21 protein-coding genes and 1 other RNA gene are annotated in these 19,547 nt (G+C 62.5%); 4 read left to right on the top strand and 18 right to left on the bottom strand.

All coding sequences use genetic code 11. From position 1 onward, the window contains the following. Positions 1–42: 42 nt before the first annotated feature. The 8 genes from crcB to ABX74_RS19440 are packed head-to-tail and all read right to left on the bottom strand — an operon-like array spanning position 43 to position 6,827. A complete protein-coding gene (gene crcB / locus ABX74_RS19475; RefSeq protein WP_019747865.1) occupies positions 43–387 on the bottom strand; it encodes a fluoride efflux transporter CrcB in 345 nt (114 codons plus the stop codon). Further along, positions 384–761 (bottom strand): fluoride efflux transporter FluC, encoded by a 378-nt coding sequence (locus tag ABX74_RS19470; protein ID WP_021334356.1) that lies wholly within the window; start codon positions 759–761, stop codon positions 384–386. Before ABX74_RS19470 ends, crcB begins: the two co-directional genes overlap by 4 nt. 23 nt (positions 762–784) lie before the next feature. Beyond that, a complete protein-coding gene (locus ABX74_RS19465; protein WP_047889506.1) occupies positions 785–1,588 on the bottom strand; it encodes a DUF1295 domain-containing protein in 804 nt (267 codons plus the stop codon). Beyond that, positions 1,585–2,901: an SAM-dependent methyltransferase gene (locus ABX74_RS19460; RefSeq protein WP_047889487.1), complete on the bottom strand. Its 1,317-nt coding sequence runs from the start codon at positions 2,899–2,901 to the stop codon at positions 1,585–1,587. Before ABX74_RS19460 ends, ABX74_RS19465 begins: the two co-directional genes overlap by 4 nt. Beyond that, complete coding sequence (locus ABX74_RS19455; protein ID WP_047889486.1) at positions 2,898–4,187, bottom strand: SAM-dependent methyltransferase; 1,290 nt, start codon at positions 4,185–4,187, stop codon at positions 2,898–2,900. The genes ABX74_RS19460 and ABX74_RS19455 overlap by 4 nt, the downstream gene beginning before the upstream one ends. Further along, positions 4,184–4,927: a DUF1365 domain-containing protein gene (locus tag ABX74_RS19450; protein WP_047889485.1), complete on the bottom strand. Its 744-nt coding sequence runs from the start codon at positions 4,925–4,927 to the stop codon at positions 4,184–4,186. Before ABX74_RS19450 ends, ABX74_RS19455 begins: the two co-directional genes overlap by 4 nt. Beyond that, a complete protein-coding gene (locus ABX74_RS19445) occupies positions 4,918–6,198 on the bottom strand; it encodes an NAD(P)/FAD-dependent oxidoreductase (protein WP_047889484.1) in 1,281 nt (426 codons plus the stop codon). Before ABX74_RS19445 ends, ABX74_RS19450 begins: the two co-directional genes overlap by 10 nt. Next, the gene (locus ABX74_RS19440) at positions 6,195–6,827 is read right to left on the bottom strand and encodes an alpha/beta hydrolase (protein ID WP_041814884.1); all 633 of its coding nucleotides are present in this window, start codon (positions 6,825–6,827) and stop codon (positions 6,195–6,197) included. Before ABX74_RS19440 ends, ABX74_RS19445 begins: the two co-directional genes overlap by 4 nt. A gap of 53 nt (positions 6,828–6,880) precedes the next feature. Between ABX74_RS19440 and ABX74_RS19435 the strand changes: the two genes are divergently transcribed. The 3 genes from ABX74_RS19435 (at position 6,881) to ABX74_RS19425 (ending at position 10,170) form a co-directional block, all read left to right on the top strand. Continuing rightward, entirely contained in the window at positions 6,881–7,696 is an 816-nt protein-coding gene (locus tag ABX74_RS19435) for a GNAT family N-acetyltransferase (protein WP_220463453.1), read from the top strand. A gap of 108 nt (positions 7,697–7,804) precedes the next feature. Then, positions 7,805–9,088, top strand: a complete 1,284-nt coding sequence (locus tag ABX74_RS19430) for an HNH endonuclease signature motif containing protein (RefSeq protein WP_047889483.1) — start codon at positions 7,805–7,807, stop codon at positions 9,086–9,088. Positions 9,089–9,189: 101 nt separating this feature from the next. Further along, positions 9,190–10,170 (top strand): alkaline phosphatase family protein, encoded by a 981-nt coding sequence (locus ABX74_RS19425; RefSeq protein ID WP_046378361.1) that lies wholly within the window; start codon positions 9,190–9,192, stop codon positions 10,168–10,170. An 89-nt stretch (positions 10,171–10,259) separates the two neighbouring features. Here ABX74_RS19425 and ssrA read toward each other — a convergent pair. From ssrA to ABX74_RS19415, 3 genes are all read right to left on the bottom strand, one after another. Continuing rightward, positions 10,260–10,630, bottom strand: a transfer-messenger RNA (tmRNA) gene (ssrA, locus tag ABX74_RS29990). A gap of 66 nt (positions 10,631–10,696) precedes the next feature. Then, a complete protein-coding gene (locus ABX74_RS19420) occupies positions 10,697–12,235 on the bottom strand; it encodes an SDR family oxidoreductase (RefSeq protein ID WP_047889482.1) in 1,539 nt (512 codons plus the stop codon). A 20-nt stretch (positions 12,236–12,255) separates the two neighbouring features. Next, positions 12,256–13,203 carry an NAD(P)/FAD-dependent oxidoreductase gene (locus ABX74_RS19415; RefSeq protein WP_029255069.1) on the bottom strand — a complete coding sequence of 316 codons (948 nt, stop codon included), beginning with the start codon at positions 13,201–13,203 and terminating at the stop codon, positions 12,256–12,258. 65 nt (positions 13,204–13,268) lie between these two features. Between ABX74_RS19415 and ABX74_RS19410 the strand changes: the two genes are divergently transcribed. Next, positions 13,269–13,853, top strand: a complete 585-nt coding sequence (locus ABX74_RS19410; protein WP_007731290.1) for a helix-turn-helix domain-containing protein — start codon at positions 13,269–13,271, stop codon at positions 13,851–13,853. Positions 13,854–13,889: 36 nt separating this feature from the next. Here the strand turns inward: ABX74_RS19410 and ABX74_RS19405 are convergent, their stop codons facing one another. From ABX74_RS19405 to prfB, 7 genes are all read right to left on the bottom strand, one after another. After that, positions 13,890–14,747 carry a DMT family transporter gene (locus ABX74_RS19405; RefSeq protein WP_082148532.1) on the bottom strand — a complete coding sequence of 286 codons (858 nt, stop codon included), beginning with the start codon at positions 14,745–14,747 and terminating at the stop codon, positions 13,890–13,892. A gap of 8 nt (positions 14,748–14,755) precedes the next feature. Continuing rightward, positions 14,756–15,229, bottom strand: a complete 474-nt coding sequence (smpB, locus tag ABX74_RS19400; RefSeq protein ID WP_003942330.1) for an SsrA-binding protein SmpB — start codon at positions 15,227–15,229, stop codon at positions 14,756–14,758. Between the two features lie 76 nt (positions 15,230–15,305). Next, positions 15,306–16,211 (bottom strand): permease-like cell division protein FtsX, encoded by a 906-nt coding sequence (gene ftsX, locus ABX74_RS19395; protein WP_003942367.1) that lies wholly within the window; start codon positions 16,209–16,211, stop codon positions 15,306–15,308. Positions 16,212–16,292: 81 nt separating this feature from the next. Then, positions 16,293–16,973 (bottom strand): cell division ATP-binding protein FtsE, encoded by a 681-nt coding sequence (gene ftsE / locus ABX74_RS19390; protein WP_020969258.1) that lies wholly within the window; start codon positions 16,971–16,973, stop codon positions 16,293–16,295. A gap of 71 nt (positions 16,974–17,044) precedes the next feature. Beyond that, positions 17,045–17,524, bottom strand: a complete 480-nt coding sequence (locus tag ABX74_RS19385) for a hypothetical protein (RefSeq protein WP_047889480.1) — start codon at positions 17,522–17,524, stop codon at positions 17,045–17,047. After that, positions 17,521–18,405, bottom strand: coding sequence for a mechanosensitive ion channel family protein (locus ABX74_RS19380; RefSeq protein ID WP_019747849.1), 885 nt, complete (start codon positions 18,403–18,405; stop codon positions 17,521–17,523). Before ABX74_RS19380 ends, ABX74_RS19385 begins: the two co-directional genes overlap by 4 nt. A 22-nt stretch (positions 18,406–18,427) precedes the next feature. Then, complete coding sequence (prfB, locus tag ABX74_RS19375; RefSeq protein ID WP_003942364.1) at positions 18,428–19,534, bottom strand: peptide chain release factor 2; 1,107 nt, start codon at positions 19,532–19,534, stop codon at positions 18,428–18,430. Between the last annotated feature and the right edge of the window lie 13 nt (positions 19,535–19,547).

Raw genomic sequence — 19,547 nt, 5'->3', positions numbered from 1 at the left:
TCTACCCTGGCCGCGTGGCGTGCACGCTCGACGCCGGATCGGTCAATCCGTGATCTGGATTCCCAACCACGCAGCGGACAGTCCGACGATCAAACTGACGACGATGTAGATCAGCGAGAGGGCCGTCTGGCGCCTCTCGACCATCCCGACATTCTCGTTCGCAAAGGTCGAGTAGGTGGACAAGCCACCGCAGAATCCGGTCGCCAGAAGTGCGGCCATCTCGGTGGAAAGAGCTGCCCCGGTGAACAATCCAAGGAGGAAGCAGCCGATCACGTTGGCGGCGAACGTCGCAGCCGGGAATCCCTTGTACGCGGGTACATACCGCGCCAACAGGTACCGGCCGCTCGCACCAGCGCCGCCGCCGAGTGCCACCAGGAGAACTGTCATGCCGGCGCGCCGTCCCGCGCGCGGATCCAGCGTTCACCGAGCCCTTTGCCCAGTGCAGCGGCGAGGATCGCGGGAATCAGCGTCCCGAGAACATAGAGAATCGATCGCCACGGACTCTCCGTCACGGCGTGAACCGCGAAGGACGAGAAAGTGGTGAAGCCGCCACAGAACCCGGTGCCGAGAAAGAGGTACCCAACCTTGTTGTGGACGAGGAGGGCCGCGAGAACACCGAGAACGAACGAGCCGACGACGTTGATGACCAGCGTCGTCCAGATGTGGGGAAAGAGCTCCCCCAGCCCGTATCGACTCAGTGCCCCCAATGCTCCGCCGACGGCAACCGCTCCCACCGCACCCGGCAGCTTCAGATCACCCATGCTCTCGCCTCACCCGAAAGAGCCTACGTCCCGGATCGGGCTTTCGGCGGGCGCGGAATGAAGTAACTTGTCCGCTGCTGGTACTCGCGATAACCCGGACGCTGTTCCATATGTCGCTCGAGCAACCGCGCACCGGTGGCGAAGACCAGGAAGTACGTCATGGCGATCGGCGAGAGGACAGTCAACACTCCCGGCCACACGGACGCCGAGACGAGGAAGATCCCCCACCAGACGCATGCGTCGCCGAAATAGTTGGGATGCCGCGTCCACGCCCACAAGCCTTGATCCATGATGTGGCCACGGCTACCCGGATCGGATTTGAATTCCTCCATCTGCCGGTCGCCGACCGTCTCGAACGTGACGCCGACAATCCACAGCACGATTCCGAGCACAACAAGAAGCCCGAAGCTACCGTTCGATACTGCTGCGACCTGGATCGGCAGGGAGACGAACCATAACGAAATCCCCTGCGTGAGATAAATCTTGCGGAGCGCATACAGCGTTCGATTACCCGTCGCTCGTCCGAGCATTTCTTCGTACCGCGGGTCTTCACCCTTGCCGCGGGATCTGATCGCCATGTGCGTCGCCAACCGCAGACCCCAGATCGCCACCAGCGCCAGCATCAGCAACCGGCGCCAGAGGTCGCCGGTTCCAACTACCGCGGACACGAGGGCGATCAGAACGAAGCCGGCGCCCCACGACACGTCGACAACATTGTGCCGCCCGATCCGTACACCGATGGTGGCTGTCACTGCCATTCCGACGGCGATCGCCAACAGGCTCGTGAGCGTGACTACTCCGAATGCGCCCCAGTCGAATCCGTTCATCGCCGCGACACCCACTGCGGCCGGACCGATTCCATATCCGATCGACCATCACCGTGCGGCCGGACCGACAGAATCTGATCGACGCCCATCCTGCCGTCCCGAAATGCCATTCCTCCGCCGACGAGGTAGAGACGCCACACCCGAGCGACTTCGACACCCACGAGATCCACGACGCGATCCCAGTTCGATTCGAAGGTCTCGATCCACGCGTCGACGGTCCGCACGTAGTGCTCACGCAGGGCGTGCACGTCCCGGACTTCGAGTCCACCTTCCTCGATCATCGCAACAGTGCGACCGACCGGCCGCATGTACATGTCCGGCGCGATGAACGACTCGATGAACGGACCTCCCCCGGGGTGCGCACCGGTGCGTGACATCTGCTGAATCAGCACACGGCCACCGGCAATAACGTTGTCGTGGAGCGCTTTCACGTATGTCGGATAGTTGTCCTCACCGACATGCTCACCCATCTCGATCGACGCGACCGCATCGAAGGGCCCGTCCGGAATCTCACGATAATCTTGGAGCCGGATCTCGACCCAGTCTTCCAAACCGAGTTCGCGGATCTTCGCGTCGACAAAAGCCTTCTGCTCCGCTGAGATCGTGATGCCGACCACCCGAGCGCCGTACTCACGCGCTGCATGCAGGCTCAGCGAGCCCCAACCACAGCCGACATCGAGGAACCGTAGGCCTCGCGCCCGATCGAGACCGACCTTGCGGCACACCAGATCCAGCTTGTCTGTCTGTGAGTCTTCGAGCGTGTATTCCGGCGCATCGGAAGTCCAATAGCCCGAGGAGTACGCCATGTTCTCATCGAGGATCAGTTGGTAGAAATCGTTCGACAAATCGTAGTGGTGCCCGATCGCCTCGCGGTCGCGCGCGAGACTGTGCAAGCGGCCCTTCACCTGAGCCTGCGACGACGGTGGAGCCAAAGGTCTCCCGAAAGCACCGAAGGATCGCGCAGCCTTGACCGCGGCCAGGACGAGAGACGGGGTCGGGGTGATCGACCCGAGCCCCCGCTCGGCAGAGACCTTCCACACGTGTGTGAGCGCATCACCGAGATCGCCTTCGACGTCGAGTTCACCGAGAACATATGCCTGCGCCGCTCCCAACTCGCCGGGATTCCAGAGCAAGCGTCGCAGCACATTCGGGCTGTAGAGCGTCACTTTCGGAGCATCTTCCGGACCTGCTGTGCTGCCGTCCCAAGCAGTCAATCTCACCGGAAGTTCGCCGCCGACAAGTGGACTGAGGATGTCCGAGAGACGGCCCGCAACGCCGGCATCTTGCGCCGTTCGATCCATCGTGGCGGTCATCGCTGGTTCCTCCGATCGAGAACAATTTGCTGGACGTCGAGATATCCCGAGCGAAACCCTGCCTCGGAGTAGCAGAGATAGAAATGCCACATGCGCGCGAACACTGCGTCGAACCCAAGCGCGGACGCTTCGTCGGTGCGAGCACTGAAACGCTCGTCCCACAGCCGCAACGTCTGCGCGTAGTGATCGCCCATCGACATCCGCTCACGCACCCGAAGGGTTGTCATGCGTTCGGTGACGTCCTCTATCGCCCGCACCGACGGGAGAAATCCGCCGGGGAAGATGTACTTGTGCACCCAGGTGTAGGTGTTGCGGGTCGCGAGCATCCGATCGTGCGGCATCGTGATGGCTTGGATCGCCGCGCGCCCACCCGGCGCCAGCAGGGCGTCGATCGTCTGGAAGTAGCTTCCCCAGTACTGGTGGCCGACAGCCTCGATCATCTCGACCGACACGACGGCGTCGTACTCCCCCTGTACTTGCCGATAGTCGAGAAGGTCGACCTGAACGCGATCTGCCAGTCCCGCAGCGCTTATCCGCTTCGCTGCCAATTCCTGCTGTTCGACCGACAGTGTCACTGAGCGCACCGTTGCTCCGCGCTCGGCTGCTCGGATCGCCAATTCTCCCCAGCCTGTGCCGATTTCGAGCACTCGCGAACCGGGACCGACACCCGCACCGTCCAGCAGGCGATCGATCTTCCGATGCTGAGCCGCTGCGAACGCGTCCCACGACGGGGTAGCTCCCATCGACAGATCCTCGAAGAGAGCACTGGAATACGTCATGGTGTCGTCGAGGAACAGTTCGAACATCTCGTTCGAGAGGTCGTAGTGCCGGGAGATGTTCGAGCGCGTGTTCTGCGTCGAATTCCGCTCACTGCGAGGCTGCTTCGGAATGTAGAGGCCTCGTAGCCGCTGCAGGAAGTCGGGAATCAGCGTCGCCACCCGGGAGGCGAAGACTTCCAGGACCGCGGTGAGGTCGGAGGCTTCCCAATCGCCCGCCATGTACGACTCGCCGAATCCGATCAACCCACTGTCGCCCACACGAGCAGCGAAGTCGTCTGGACGGTGGATGACCATCAACGGCGAATCCGGACTACCTCCACCGGAGAACTCACCGTTGGGCATCTGAACGCGCAGCGGCAAGCGCGCGACCGCCTTGTGGAACAGAGCGCGGGCAACCGGCGACGCAACCCTCACTTTGAAGCCGCTGGGCACCGTGGCAACGCCCGGCCACCGCTCGGTTTCGATCGTGTGAGCGGAAGGTTCGGTGCCGAGAGTGGTCGTGGTCATTGCACTGCCTCCTGCGGGTGATGTTGCGGTCGGGGAACGATGGGTAAGCGCCTGGCCCACAGCCGGATTCCTTGAAATCTGATCTGCGCGGCGACTCGGAGCGGAGCCAGCGGGATGGAGAGCGCACTGCGGACGATCTCGCGCGTCGTCGCCGGCACACAACGACCGGACACCGTGGCTACGAATGGCGCCTTGCCGTCACGGGCCAGAACTATCGAGAGCGCGAGCGCGGTGTCGGGTAGCGGAAGTCGCATCCGGTACTCGCCGTCCAGATCGTTGAATGGAGACACGTAGAACTCTTTGGACGTGCGAGCCCCGCCGCGTTCGTCGGTTTCGAGCAGGTAGCAATGCCGCTCGCCGTAGGTGTTGTGAACCTCGGCAACGACGCACCGCTGACTGCCGTCGTCGTTCAGACACCAGAACACACTCAGTGGGTTGAACACATGCCCGAGAACACGTGCGTTCGCAAGCATGAGGATGCGGCCGCCGGCGAACTCCAATCCGTTAGTTGCCAGAAAAGACTCGACGTTGGCACGAATCGATCGGGTGGGGTCGCCGAGGTGATCTCCGGCGTCGAACTTCGCCAAGGGTCGCAAAGCCTTCGGGAGCTCGGGCAGATCGTCGACGTCGACGAGCCAGCTGTAGCTTCGGTACTCGAACTCGTTGTGCAACGGCTCCGTTCGTACGTGCCGGATGCTCGTATGAACGATGGACGGCGTGATGGGTGCAGTCACGGCCACCGACCTCCGACGCGTTCGGCGGCACGCAGGCCAGACAGTGCACCGTCCTCGTGGAAGCCCCATCCGTGGTACGCACCGGCAAACGCGAGCACGTCCGAGTCCAACTCGGGAAGCCGCGCTTGAGCGGCGACGGAGGTGGGTGTGTACTGCGGATGCTCGTAGGTCATCTGATCGATCACCGAGTCCGGGGACACCATTTCGTCTCCCCCCAACGTCACCAGGTAGCGCCGACCGGTCTCCGGCAGCCGCTGCAACCTCGTCATGTCGTAGCTGACCAGAACGTGATCTGGCTTCGCGTTGCATTCAGGGATGTAGTAGTTCCACGACGCGCGCGCATTGGTGTTGCCGGGCAGCACATTTTCGTCCGTGTGAAGTTGGGTGTGGTTGACGGAGTACGGCATTGCGCCGAGGACCTGGGATTCGGCAGGCGTCGGATCCGCCAAAATCTTCAGTGCTTGCTGCGGATGCGTTGCGACCACAACTGCGTCGAAGGTCTGGATCTGGTCGTCGCCGTCACGAATGTCGACGCGATCGTCGAACCGTTGGACGGCGCGAACTGGCGTGTTCAGGCGGATATCCCCGATACTTTTGGCGACGAGACGAACGTATTCGCCCGATCCACCGGTGACTGTTCGCCAGGTCGGCGATCCAGTGACGCTCAGCATTCCGTGGTGATCGAGGAACGAGAACAGGTACCGCGCGGGATACTTCAGCGCCGAGCCGGGATCACACGACCAGACTGCCGACACGAGCGGAGTCATGAAGTGAGCGGTGAAGTAGTCGGAGAACCGGCCGCTGCGCAGAAACACTCCCAGTGTCTGGTCGGGTGCCGACGGATCCGTGTTGTCGAGCAGAGCGCGGGCACGGCGATGGAAGCGCTTGACCTCCATCAACATGGACAGAAAGCTGCCGTTGACAAGGAGCCCCGGCGTCGGGAGAACGCCGCGCAACCCTTGGCCCCCCGAGTACTCGAGACCGCAACCCCCACACCTGACCGACATACTCATGTCGGATTCCTGCGTAGGCACATCGAGTTCTGCGAACAATCGCAACAATGTCGGATAGGTGCGATCGTTGTGAACGATGAACCCCGTGTCGATGGCGAGGCTTCGCCCTTCCGGGTCGGTGACCGAATGGGTGTCCGCGTGCCCGCCGAGCCGTGAATCCGCTTCGTAGAGGGTGACGTCACTGTCCTTACTGAGCACCCACGCCGCTGTCAGACCTGCGACACCACTACCGACGACGGCCACCTTGCGCTTGTCGGAACTCATCGTCGTTCTCCCATCTTTGTTGCGGCTACCCCGCGACTCATTCGTGCGATTGCATCCGCGACGAGGCGATGCCAGGTCGCCGCCCGACGGAGCATGAAGTGGCCTGCGCCGTCGATGCCGATCCATTCAGCGCTGTTACCCGACTTCTGCAGTTCGTCAACTTTCCGACGAGACGCTGCCGGGTCGGTCCACGAGTCGGCCGTGCCGTGGAGCACAACCAGTGGTGTGTCCGAACGCAGATTCACCGACGTTCCATCGGGCCACCACGGCGCCAGCGCAACCACACCGACCACCGCCGGATCGCCACACAGTTCGGCGGCGACCCGTCCGCCCATCGAGTGGCCCAGCAAAATCACCCGAGCTTGTGCATTACGTTTCGTTATCGCGTCGAGTGCGGCTCGCGCGTCGGCGACCGGACTGCGCTCGGCACCGTTCCAACCACGCACCCGATAGCGAGCCTGCACCGCTCTCACACCGGAGCGGCGAAGCTGAGCGGTGAACGGGCGCATCCGAAGGTTGGACAGATGCCAGGCGCGAGCCGGGCGATGGCTCGAGACCTTTCCTCCAGGCAGCACGAGCACCACCAGGTGCTGGTCACCGTCCTGCTGTTGCCGTCGGTTGGGCGTCATGCATGGCATTCGGAGCCGAAAACCATTTGGATGGGGTTCGTAGAATTTCTTTTGTGAATCGTGAAGCACTCGTCGGTGACGTCCTCGACGCCATGGACGCCAACTTGGTTTCCCATGCCTGCCACCTGCATGAACACTTGCCGACTGCATCGGTCACGGTCACTGCGGACGTTGTCGTCGCAGACAGCGGCCTCGCCGACGACACTTTCAACATCATCGCTGGTGCTCGCTTCGCCGTACCTGCCGACGGGCCCGAAGATCGGCGACTGATCGACATCCTCGCCTCGATTCGGGCAACCGGACATCCGTTCTCCTGGTGGACCGGACCCCGCGATAATCCCTCTGACCTCGGGGCTCGCCTGTCCGCCCTCGGCTGCGTGCGCTCCGAGGAAGAACGAGCGATGACGGCGGACCTTGACGTCGTCCCTCATCCGACGCCTGTCCCAGAACTCTCCGTTCATCGGGTGACTACTCGTACCCAGCTCGCCGACTATGCCGCCGTGATGGCCGCCAACTGGTCGCCGCCCTCAGCCGCAGTAATTGGATTCTTCGAAGACACCGCTGATGCCGCCCTCGATGAGCGTTCGCGGAGTTCGTTTGTCGTGGGGTACGCGAACTCCCAGCCTGTCGCCGGAGCCGAGGTCCACTTTGCCGCCGGCGTCGCCGGCCTGTATGGCGTCGTCACACTCGAAACGGCTCGCCGACGCGGATTCGGCTCGGCGGTCACCCTTGCCGCACTCGACATCGCCCGCGAGCGAGGTGCCCGAACAGCAGTACTTCAGGCGTCCAGCGACGGCGCACAGCTCTATCGAAACCTCGGCTTCAAGGATGTCGGCACCTACGCCGAGTACTCGATCGGAAGCAGTTAGACGTCCCCGCGGGGACGCTTTCACCCCGTATCCGTGAAGGTGTCGGCACCCACATCTACCATCGAACGTACATTCGAAATGATGTCGGACTCGAGCCGGGGGGCAACCATGAACGCAGCATTAACCGAGAACGCAGCACTGATCGATGAAGATACGCAGGGTTCCAACCGAGACGACGTGGATCAGCTCGGCTCGGAAATCTGCGCCCTCGCCGGCCAGATCGCCGCGGCCACGGCTCGATTCCTTACCCTCCTGTCGAAATTCGACGAAGACCGCGGATGGACCGGTCCGGGACTTCACTCGTGCGCCCACTGGTTGTCGTGGAAGTGCGGAATGAGCCTGCACACCGGCCGTGAATACGTTCGCGTCGCCAAAGCGCTCCGACCTTTGCCCGAGATGCGGAAGGCCTTCGAGCAAGGCCGCCTGTCCTACTCGAAGGTTCGCGCCCTCACCCGGGTCACCACGCCCTCCAACGAAAAGCAGATGGTTCGGTTCGGATGTGAGGCGCCCGCAGCCCAGATCGATCGTCTCGCCGCAGGTCTGCGTAAAGCAACCGACAACGAATCCGGCAAAACCAAAGCAGTCGAACATCTTCAGGTCCGCTGGCATTGGGACCCGGATACGGGCGAATTTGTCATCAAAGGACGCCTGCCTGCGCAGGACGGCGCCCGAATCCTCGCAGCGTTAGCTGTGGCGGAACGTGAACGCACCCGAATCGCCGCCATCCGCCCCGTCGACGAGAAGGCCGCAAAGAACCCGGTCGGAAATATCGGGCCAGGTCTCGTCGCGATGGGAGAGCTCGCCACCGCCGCAGTCACGGACCGCACGCCCAAGGCCGCCGCGAACGAAGTTGTGTTCTTCCACGAAGCGAACACCGTCCGAGTGCCGAGCGGACCCGCATTGCCTCAAAATGCCGCTGAGGAAGTGCTCTGCAACGCCAAGCTTCGCCTGGGAACGACCAAGGAAGGATGCGTTCTGAATCTAGGTCGGCGGACTCGCGTCGTCAGCGCTAAACAAATGTTGGCATTGAACTACCGCGACGGATGCTGCCGCACACCAGGATGCGGACGGACCCGCTTCCTGCACGCACATCACGTGAAATTCTGGGGACGCGGCGGCAATACGGACTTGGACAATTTGATCATGCTTTGCGGTACCTGCCACCGCGCGCTGCACGACGGCAAGTTCACGATCTCTGCACTCGGCGAGCAGAAGTTCGAGTTCCACTACGCCAATGGAGACGTCATCGACCCAGCACCGCCAACAGAGGGGTTCGCCGATGACCTATTGCGCGGAGACGTACCCGACGACGCGATCGTACCGGCGTGGAGCGGAGAGCCCCTCCACCTCGATCACGCGGTCAGCGTCATCCTCGACGGCTGGGCCGCGTGAGCAAACATTGGTCTAGTCCAATCTGAATCCGTCGTGAACAATCAGACAACCCTCGCATTCAGGTAGTGCAATTGGTCTAGTCCTATCGCAATATCTTTAGCGTGACCAAGAAAATCGCTCGCACCTCAGCCGCTATCACACTCCTCCTCGCCGGCGCTGTTGCTGCCGGAACTGCAACTGCTGCAGCAATTCCCGGATCGTCCGACCTCAATCCGTCGGCCGCCGAGAAGACAGTTGTCATCGGCCTTGACGGCACCATGCTCAGCCACATCAAGACCGCCGACGCTCCCCGTCTCCAGAAGCTGATCGCCGAAGGAACCAGCGGAGAATCTTCCATCCTCGGCCACACCACCATCTCCGGACCGTCGTGGTCGACCATCCTGACCGGAGTCTGGGACACCAAGCACGGTGTCAAGGACAACACGTACGCAGGCGCCCGCTTCGACCTCTACCCGAGCGTGTTCACACGGTTGGAAACAGCACAGCCCTCTCTGCTCACCGAGTCGATCTCCACCTGGGGCGGCATCGACAACATCGCATCCAGCGGCACACCGAAAGCCGACGTTGTCGTCACCACTGCCGATGCAGGTTCCGGAGCGGCCACCGATGCTGCGACCGCTGACGCCGTCGCCCGCGACATCACCGACAAGGGACCTGACCTGATCTTCACCCAACTCGATCAGGTGGACGGCGCGGGGCACAGCGGCGGCACCAACGGCGCTGCGTACGAAGAGTCCATTGCCTCGGTCGACGCTCAGGTGGGCAAGATTGTCGATGCCGTTGATCAACGAGCCGCGAAGACCGGTGAGAAGTGGACGGTTCTGGTCACTGCGGATCACGGCCACAAGCCTGCTGGAGGGCACGGTGGCCAGACGCCGGCGGAAGCAACGACATTCGTCATTGCACGCGGTGCGGGATACGCGGCCGGCAAGACCACCGACGCGTACACGATCGCCGACATCACACCGACCATCCTCCAAAGCCTGGGCGTTGCATTGCCTGCCGATCTGGACGGAAAGCCGCTGGCCAAGGAAGCTCCCGGCTTCGTCGGCTCGGTCGACCTGGGATTCTTCGGCTCCTGATCGCAAGAAGACCCGGGCGCTCAGCAGAGTGCCGCAGCAAGACCGCAAAAAGGTCGGGCCGGAGAGCGTGTGCTCTCCGGCCCGACCTGTTGTGGAGCTGCCGGGAATTGAACCCGGGTCCTACGTTGAATCGCTAGGGCTTCTCCGTGTGCAGTTCGCTAAGTCTCTACTTGGATCTCCCAGTCTCGCGAACAAGCCAGGATGACGATCCCAGTCACTGTTTGATGTCCCATTCGACTCCGTGACCGAGCCGAACAGTAAAGCCCTCTAGCTGATGCCAGGAACCGGGTCGAGGGCAACCCCGGGCTGACAGACACGCTTCGCTACTTAGGCAGCGAGAGCGTAGTCGCGCTGATTGGAATCGGCGCTTATAGGTTTGCAGCGACGCTTACGGTGGTCTCTTGCCTGCACCGACACGCTTCCCCTAACTCAACACACGCAGTCGAAACCGTTCAGCCCCGTGTGTGCCCCGCGTCTTTCGTGGGGCTATTCACTATAACGCGCCGAAGTTCGGAAGTCATACCAATTAATCGGCGGCACTTTCCGTGTCCTTCGCCGCAGCTGATTCCCTGATAGCTGCGGTCTCACGCTCTGCAGCACCGGTGATGTTGATGATCATCCCTTGGAAGACAACTCCGTGGAAAGGCAGGATCGAGTACCAGTACGCCCGGCCGGCGAGCCCGCGAGGGAAGAAGACCGCACGCTGATCGAGATGCGAACCCACCGGCCGTCCATCCGCACCCGCCGGACCTTCCGACACTCGCAACTCCAACCATGCTCCGCCCGGGACCTTCATCTCGGCGCGCAATCGGAGCAACTTGCCTCGATCGATTTCTTCGACCCGCCAGAAGTCCAGGGCTTCACCGGTGTTGAGCCGACGTGGATCCCGCCTACCCCGGCGCAGTCCGACCCCGCCGACCGCGCGGTCCATCCACCCCCGGATGGCCCACGCCAAAGGGAATGAATACCAACCATTCTCGCCGCCGATCGACTCGACGACCGACCAGAGGGTCTTCGGATCCGCAGCACAGTCACGTTCGCGGTGGTCTACGTAAACTGCCTCCCCTGCCCAGTCCGGGTCGGACGGAAGAGGATCGGACGGCGCTCCCGCGATCGTCGCACCGGACCACGCCGTCTCCACCTCACCGGTCTCGATCTTGCGAAGCGCCAAACGCACAGCTTCCCGGTACGGTGTGAGGCCACCGGCCGGAGGCGGGATGAAGTCGTCGATGTCGTGGTTGTGCATCACCGCGTCGTTCTGCAGTGATTCGATCAGTGGCATCGCCAAGCCCCGCGGGATCGGCGTGACCAATCCCACCCAGTGACCTGCCAGACGCGGGGTGAGGACGGGCAAGACGAGGATGCGTCGGCGTACCAATCCTGCGACGTCGGCGTAGGTGTTCATCATCTCGCCGTACTGCATGACATCTGGCCCACCGATGTCGAAGGCGCGGTTGACCTCCGGCGTTGTCGCCGCGGCGGCGATCAAATAGTGGAGTACGTCACGCACCGCGATCGGCTGAATGTTGTTGTGCACCCACTTGGGTGTGGTCATCACCGGAAGCCGATTGGTCAAGTGGCGCACCATTTCGAAGGACGCCGAACCCGATCCGATCACCACCCCAGCTTGAAATACAACTGTCGGAACCTCGGAGTCGAGGAGGATCCGACCGACTTCGAGCCGAGACTGCAAGTGAGTCGACAACTCTCGGTCGGACGGATGAAGCCCGCCCAGGTAGACGATCCGGCGCACCCCCGCATCGCGGGCAGCGGCGGCGACGTTCTCCGCGCTTCGCTTGTCGATATCCGAGAACGAACCTCCACCGCCCATGGCGTGAACGAGGTAGTAGACCACGTCGATATCGTCGAAAACATCTGAGAGGGAGGCACTGTCGGTCAGATCCCCACGCTTGATCTCCACGGAATCATGCCAGGGAACATCGCGTAGTTTCTCCGGGCTGCGCACCACCACTCGAACGCGATGGCCCTCTTCGACCAGGCGAGGGGCAAGACGTCCGCCGATGTATCCGGTCGCACCCGTGATCAACACTCTCACTGCGTCCATCACCCCACGCTACGCACAATTCAACTGCGAAGCGCCAGTGCAACCTCGAGGTCGTCGTTGGTCAACATCATGTTGATCCCCGCTCCAGCCTTCGCCCCGGCGGCTGCGGCCATGATGACCTGGGCACCCGGGTCGACGACGTTGCCCGCAGCGAACACGCCGGGCACACTCGTCGCCCCCATCATGTCGACTGTGACGAAATCGCCCATCATCGTCTCAGCGCGCTGCGCGCCGAACGCGCGCAAGATCGCATCGTTGGGGTCCATCGTGAGGGCGCCACCGACAAAGACCGCCGAACGCGCGACCACAGTGCCGTCGGCCAACCGCGCGCCGACCAACCGATCATTCTCGACGACGGGACCGACGACCTCACCCTCGACGATCGAAATATCGCGAGCTGCAAGCTTTTCCCGATCTTCGGAACTCAGTTCGGTGATTCGATGGAGGAAGAGAACTACGTCGTCGGACCACTGGCGAACCATGAGGGCCTGGTGCATCGCAAATTCCGCGCTCTTGGCGATGACACCAAGCGGCTGTTCGCGCACGCTGTACCCGTGGCAGTACGGGCAGTGCAACACGTCGCGGCCCCAACGCTCGCCGAAGACTTCGAGTTCGACCGGCAGGCGGTCCGTCAGACCCGTTGCAACAAGGACTTTGCGCACCTGAATCTTGCTGCCGTCAGCCAGTTCTACCGAGAATTTCTCGCCGTCCCGTGTCACGGAGACAACGGTGCCGTCATGGAACTCGCCGCCGAATTTGCGGACCTCACCTCGGCCGATGGTCAACAATTCGGCGGGGTTCATGCCGTCGCGGGAGAGGAATCCGTTCATGTGATCGGCGGCCGCGTTCCGTGGTGATCCGTTGTCGAAGACGATCACGGACCTGCGTGCCTGACCAAGGATGAGTGCGGCGTTCAGCCCCGCCGCGCCGGCTCCGATTACTGCTACGTCGAATGAGTTCTGCGTCATGAATCCAGAATGACAAGAGATCGCGTTCTTGACAAACACTGTTGCCACTTTGGCAAAATAGATCCATGACCGAAACATCGTTCGAAGCCGTTCTAGCCGGCATCGGCCCTCGCCTACGTGCGTTGCGCCAGCAGTCCGACATGACCCTGGCCGACCTGTCGGAGACCACCGACATCAGCGTCAGCACACTCTCGAGACTCGAATCCGGTACTCGCCGAGCCAACTTGGAGTTGCTGCTGCCGATCGCCAAGGCACACGGCGTCCCGTTGGACGACCTGGTGAACAGCAAGATCAAGGACCCCCGCGTTCGAGAAGAACCGCGAACGGTCGGATGCATGACGGTCATTCCGCTGACCAGTCAGCCCGGCAACCTCCAGGCCTACAAGATGATCATCTCCCCCACCGACGACGATCGCGAACCGGGATCCCACGAGGGCTACGAGTGGGTCTACGTTCTGTCCGGGCGCATCCGACTCCAACTCGGCGACCGGGATTTCATCATGGGGGCAGGTGAGGCCGCCGAGTTCGACACCCACATTCCGCACCGCATCAGCGCTGCCGACGGCCGACCTGCGGAGGCGATCAGTCTCTTCGGGAAACAGGGCGAGCGTGTTCACCTACGCGCAGCGCCGGCCGACAGACGCGGCTGAAACACTAGGACTGAAAACGCTGGAACTCGAAAGAATCTAGGCGCCCGCGACGGCAATCATGCCGACCGCCGCCAGCGCCAACAGCATTCCCGCTTGTTGCACGCGGCTTACCCGCTCGCCCAGCATCACCATGGCGAGCAGAACCGTCGCAGCCGGATACAGCGAACCGATCACGCTGACCAGTGAGAGCATTCCGCCTTGGAAGGCGTAGATCATCGTCCCGTTCGCGACGACGTCGAGGACGCTGACGTACACCGCGAGCTTGAGTGGCTCGCCTCGTGGGAGAACGAAGTGACCGGCCGCCAGCGCGACCAACCACACCACGACGGTCGCGGCGCCTCGAGATACGGCCAACGCCCACAGCCCGCTGCCCTCGCCGATCTGGTGAAGTGCGATGAACGAGAGAGCAAAGGCACCACCGCTTCCGACGCTCAGAAGAGCCACTTGCCTGGTGAAGCGGAGAGTGATTCCGCCGGCAACCTCACCCGCGGTGTCGTCAGGTGACTCGCGGCTGACCAGGACGACGGCAACCAGCGCGACGGCTATACCCAGGTACGCGATCAACCCCGGCCGCTCACCGAAAGCGAAGCCGACGAGCACCGGAATACCCGCCACCAGAACAGCTGTCAGCGGCGAAACCACCGACATGGGGCCAGTTGCCAGCGCGAGATAGAACCACCACACCGCCAGACCACTCGTGACGCCCGCGATCGCGCCCCAGATCAAACCATTCAGTGTCAGCGTCCCGGATACGAAAGGTGCTGCGATCAGAACGATGACGAGCGAGAGCGGATACGAGACGATCACCACACGCAGTGCGGCAACTCGTCGTGATGCAACTCCCCCGACGAAGTCGCTGACTCCGTAGGCAACTGCCGCCACGAGGGCAAGCAGGATGGAGGTCAGCGCATGCCCTTGATACGACGACCGAGCTCGCGAGTCACCTCGCGCTCGGCGGTCCGCTTGGCCATGTCCTGGCGCTTGTCGTAGTCCTGCTTACCCTTTGCCAGCGCGAGTTCGACCTTGACCTTGCCGTCGTTGAAGTACATCGACAGCGGAACCAGTGTCTGGTTTCCCTCGCGGGTCTTGCCGACGAGGTGCTCGATCTCACGCTTGTGCAGCAGGAGCTTTCGGGTGCGACGCGGTGAGTGGTTGTTCCACGTGCCTTGCGTGTACTCCGGAATGTGCAACGAGCGCAACCACACTTCGCCGTTGTCCACGGTGGCGAATGCATCAACGAGCGACGCCTTGCCTTCACGCAGACTCTTGACCTCGGTCCCGACGAGCGCGATACCGGCCTCGTAGGTGTCGATGATCGTGTAGTTGTGGCGTGCTTTGCGATTGGTCGCAATGACCTTGCGGCCCTTTTCCTTCACTGTCCGGGCCTCTCAGTCCGCTGTCTTGCTGTCGAATGGTTCTTGCTGTTCCAGCATAGAAGCTCGTGCAAACCGATTATTCGCGGACGTACAGACGCAGTGTCACGTACGCCGTCACCGCGGCCATTCCGACGCCGGCAAGTACGAGGATCGGCGAGACGAACAGCACGTCACTGTTGGAGATCCGCGCCACGATATTGGCTTCGTAGACATCGGACAGGACCCCGTCGATGAAGACGTTCTTCGCCGTGAACAGTCCGGCAATGGCGAGCACCGCACCGATCAAGGCCGCCACGACGGCTTCGAGGAGGAACGGAAGCTGGGTGTACCACCGCGTCGCGCCGACCAACCGCATGATGTTGACCTCGGTACGACGCGTGAACGCGGCGATCTGGACCATGTTGGCGATCAGCAGGATGGCCGCGATCGCCTGGACGATCGCGATCGCGAACGCTGCGTTGCGCACTCCACCGAGCACACTGAACAGTCGGTCCACCAACTCGCGCTGATTGAGCACACTCTCGACGCCGGGCCTCGAACCGAAGGTGTCGTTGATGACGCCGAACCGCTCCGGGTCACTGAGCTTGACCTTGAACGACGCCGGGAAGCTGTCCGGGCTCACCAGCGCTGCCAGCTCGGGCTGGTCCTTGAACACGCGCTCGGTGGCGTCCTTCACGGCGTCTTCGCGGTTGAGGTACTGAACCGCGACGACGGACGGAGTCTGCTCGAGTTCCTTGCGCAACGAACTGCAGATCTCCTGCTCGCAACCGGGATCAGCCGAAGAGATGTCGTCGGTCAGGAAGATCTGCACCTCGACGCGTTCGAGGAAGATCTGCTGGGTCTTGCCTGCCATCTGCACGACCAGCAGACCACCGCCGAAGAGACCGAGGGAGATCGCCGTCGTCAAGATCATGGCGATGGTCATCGTGATGTTGCGGCGTAGGCCGGTCAGTACTTCGCTGAAAATAAAGCTGGCGCGCATCGGGGAATCCGATTCCTTTTCGAGAGGCCGGTTGTTTCACGACAACCGGTGGGCGTACGGGACGTGTGGTCGTAGTCGGCGCTACCTGCCGACGCCGTACACACCCCGCGCTTCGTCTCTGGTCACCTTGCCGAGATCGAGTTCGATGACGCGTCGACGCATGGAGTCGACGATGTGGTGATCGTGGGTCGCCATCACGACGGTGGTGCCTGTGCGGTTGATCCGCTCGAGCAGCAGCATGATGTCCTGGCTCGTTTCGGGGTCCAGGTTGCCGGTGGGCTCGTCGGCGAGCAACACGAGCGGGCGGTTCACGAATGCGCGGGCGATGGCGACGCGCTGCTGCTCACCGCCGGAGAGTTCGGTGGGCAGTCGATCGGCTTTGCCGGCCAGACCGACCATGTCGAGAACCTCGGGCACAGTGCGCGCGATGACGTTGCGGGGTTTGCCGATGACTTCCAACGCAAAGGCGACGTTCTCGGACACCGTCTTCTGCTGAAGCAGGCGGAAGTCCTGGAAAACACAGCCCATGCTCTGGCGAAGCTTCGGCACGCGGCGGGCCGCCAACTTGTTGACGTGGAAATCCGCCACCTCGATGTCACCGGACGTGGGCGACTCCATCTTGAGCAGCAACCGCATGAACGTCGACTTGCCAGAGCCGGAGGGGCCGATGAGGAAGACGAACTCCCCCTTCTCCACCTCCACGCTGACTTTGTCGAGCGCCGGCCTGGTGGAGGCCTTGTAGGACTTCGACACATTCTTCATGCTGATCACAACTAGCCAGTCTAGCCGTTATCTAACGGTGACCTTGGCGCCACGCGCGAGCACCCTCGTCCTTATCCGGTACCGGTGGTCGCAGGTGACTGTGGCACCGACGTCGGTGCCTGCATTGCCGCACCAGGTTGCGGGACGGTCGTCGTCGCAGGAGTCGTCGGCACTGTGGTCGCAGACTGTTCGGCGTTTCCCGGAGCAGGCGCTGGACCAGAAGTCGGCGTCGGAGAACCGGAGCTGCCCGTACTCGATTCCGAGGACGGAGCCTCGGTGGTCGTCTGCTCGGTCGAGGACGGCACGGGGGTCGTCGTCGACGGTTTGACCGATGGAGCGATGTACGGCTCGGTGACTGACGTGTCGACGCTGGGCGGCGGAGTTGCTGCCGTTTCTTCCGGATTGAGGTACGTGTGCAGCAGATACGTGAGGATCCAGGCGACCACGAGAATGAACGTCGAGGTGCGCATCCGGCCACCGAAGATCCGTGACGGAAGCCAGTCCAGGTGAATCAGGCGGTCGAGTCCGCGGCGCGGTTCCTGATCGGTCATTCGCTCGCCTCCTCGGTCCGTGCGGTGTGCAGATCCGGTGACACCGTGATCCCCTGACGTCGCAGTGCTGCGGCGACGCGGACACGAAGTGCTCGCCCGACCTGGAATTGTTTGCCAGGCAGCGTGCGCGCAACCATCCGCACGTTGACCTGATCGACCTCGAGGCTTTCGACGCCCATGACAGTGGGCTCGTCGAGCAGCAGTTTCTTGAGTCCACGGTCAGCCATCGCGTCGACTCCGACCTGACGAAGTACCTCGTTGACCCGGGTGAGGTCGGCAGTCGCCGGAACCGGAACGTCGATGACGGCGCGTGCCCAGTCCTTGGACAGGTTGGTCGCTTTCACGATCTGGCCGTTGGGAACGGTGATGACCTCGCCGTCGGAGTTTCTCATCCGCGTCACGCGCAGGGTCACGTCCTCGATGACACCTTCGGCGTCGTCGGAGGAGCCGGTGATCGCAAGCCGGACGGTGTCACCGAAGCCGTACTGGCGTTCGGTGATGATGAAGAAACCGGCAAGAATGTCCTGCACGACGCGCTGTGCACCGAAACCGAGCGCCGCACCGAGAACAGTTGCCGGCGCCACGAGACTGCCGATCGGCAAATTCAGTTGGTCGAGAACCTTCAGCGTCGCGATCACGTAGATGAACGTGATGACCACCCAGGTGATGACCTGCGCGACCGAGTGGCGATGCTTGGTCGCCTCGGAGCGAACCAGCGCATCGCCCAACTGATAGTTGGAGTCGATCTGGTCGGTGACCTTGTTGCCGCCCCAACTGACCAACCGGGCGAGAATCATCGCGCCGAGCACGGTCATGAGGACGGACAAACCGGTGGTTTGAAGCCAATCGAGCAGGTTCTGCCCAGGTCGAAGTAAAGTCATCGTGCCTTTCGGTATCCGAACGCTATGCGGACTGGTTCTCGCTCATGCGCCAGCGAATGCCGGCCTCGAGGAACCCGTCGATGTCGCCGTCGAGCACTGCCGACGGGTTGTTGACCTCGTACTCGGTACGCAGGTCCTTGACCATCTGGTACGGATGCAGAACGTAGGAACGCATCTGGTTGCCCCACGAGCTGCCGCTGTCGCCCTTGAGCGCATCCATCTCGGCGCGCTCTTCCTGACGCTTGACCGCGAGCAGCTTGGCCTGCAGGACGCGCATCGCCGACACCTTGTTCTGGAGCTGCGACTTCTCGTTCTGACAGGTGACGACGATTCCCGTCGGGATGTGTGTGAGTCGAACGGCGGAGTCAGTGGTGTTCACGGACTGGCCACCCGGACCGGACGAGCGGTAGACGTCGACGCGGATGTCGTTCTCGTTGATCTCGATGTGGTCGGTCGTCTCGACGACCGGCAGGACCTCGACCTCGGCGAACGACGTCTGGCGACGCCCCTGGTTGTCGAACGGGCTGATTCGGACGAGCCGGTGGGTGCCCATCTCGACGGACAGCGTTCCGTAGGTGTACGGGCCCTTGATCGCGAACGTCGCGCTCTTGAGTCCGGCTTCTTCGGCGTACGACGTGTCGTAGACCTCGACGCCGTAGTCGTGCTTCTCCGCCCAGCGGATGTACATACGCATGAGCATCTCGGCCCAGTCTGCGGCGTCGATACCGCCGGCGCCGGAGCGGATGTTGATGAGTGCGTCGCGCTCGTCGTACTCGCCCGACAGCATGGTCTTGACTTCCATCGCCGCGATGTCGTCACGCAGGCTCGCTCGCTCGGCGTCGGCATCGGCCACCGCGTCGGGGCCTTCGTCTTCTGCCAGTTCGTAGAGGATCGGCATCTCGTCGAGCCGCTCGCGCAGTGCAACGATGCGGCGAAGCTCCGCCTGGGCGTGGGAGAGCTGGCTGGTGACCTGCTGGGCGTGTTCCTGGTCGTTCCACAGACCGGGGTCGGCCGCCTGGTGCTCGAGCTCGTCGATGCGTCGGCGCAGCTCCTCGACGTCCACAACCGATTCGCAGGTGCGAAGGGTGGTGTCGAGGGCGTTCAGGTCTGCAATTACGTCGGGATGCACGGTTCTCAAGGCT

The organism is Rhodococcus sp. ARP2 (assembly GCF_001029585.1).
Taxonomy (GTDB): Bacteria; Actinomycetota; Actinomycetes; order Mycobacteriales; family Mycobacteriaceae; genus Rhodococcus_F; species Rhodococcus_F erythropolis.
Note: the sequence above shows the minus strand (reverse complement) of the source record. Positions and strands in the feature narration are given on the sequence as shown.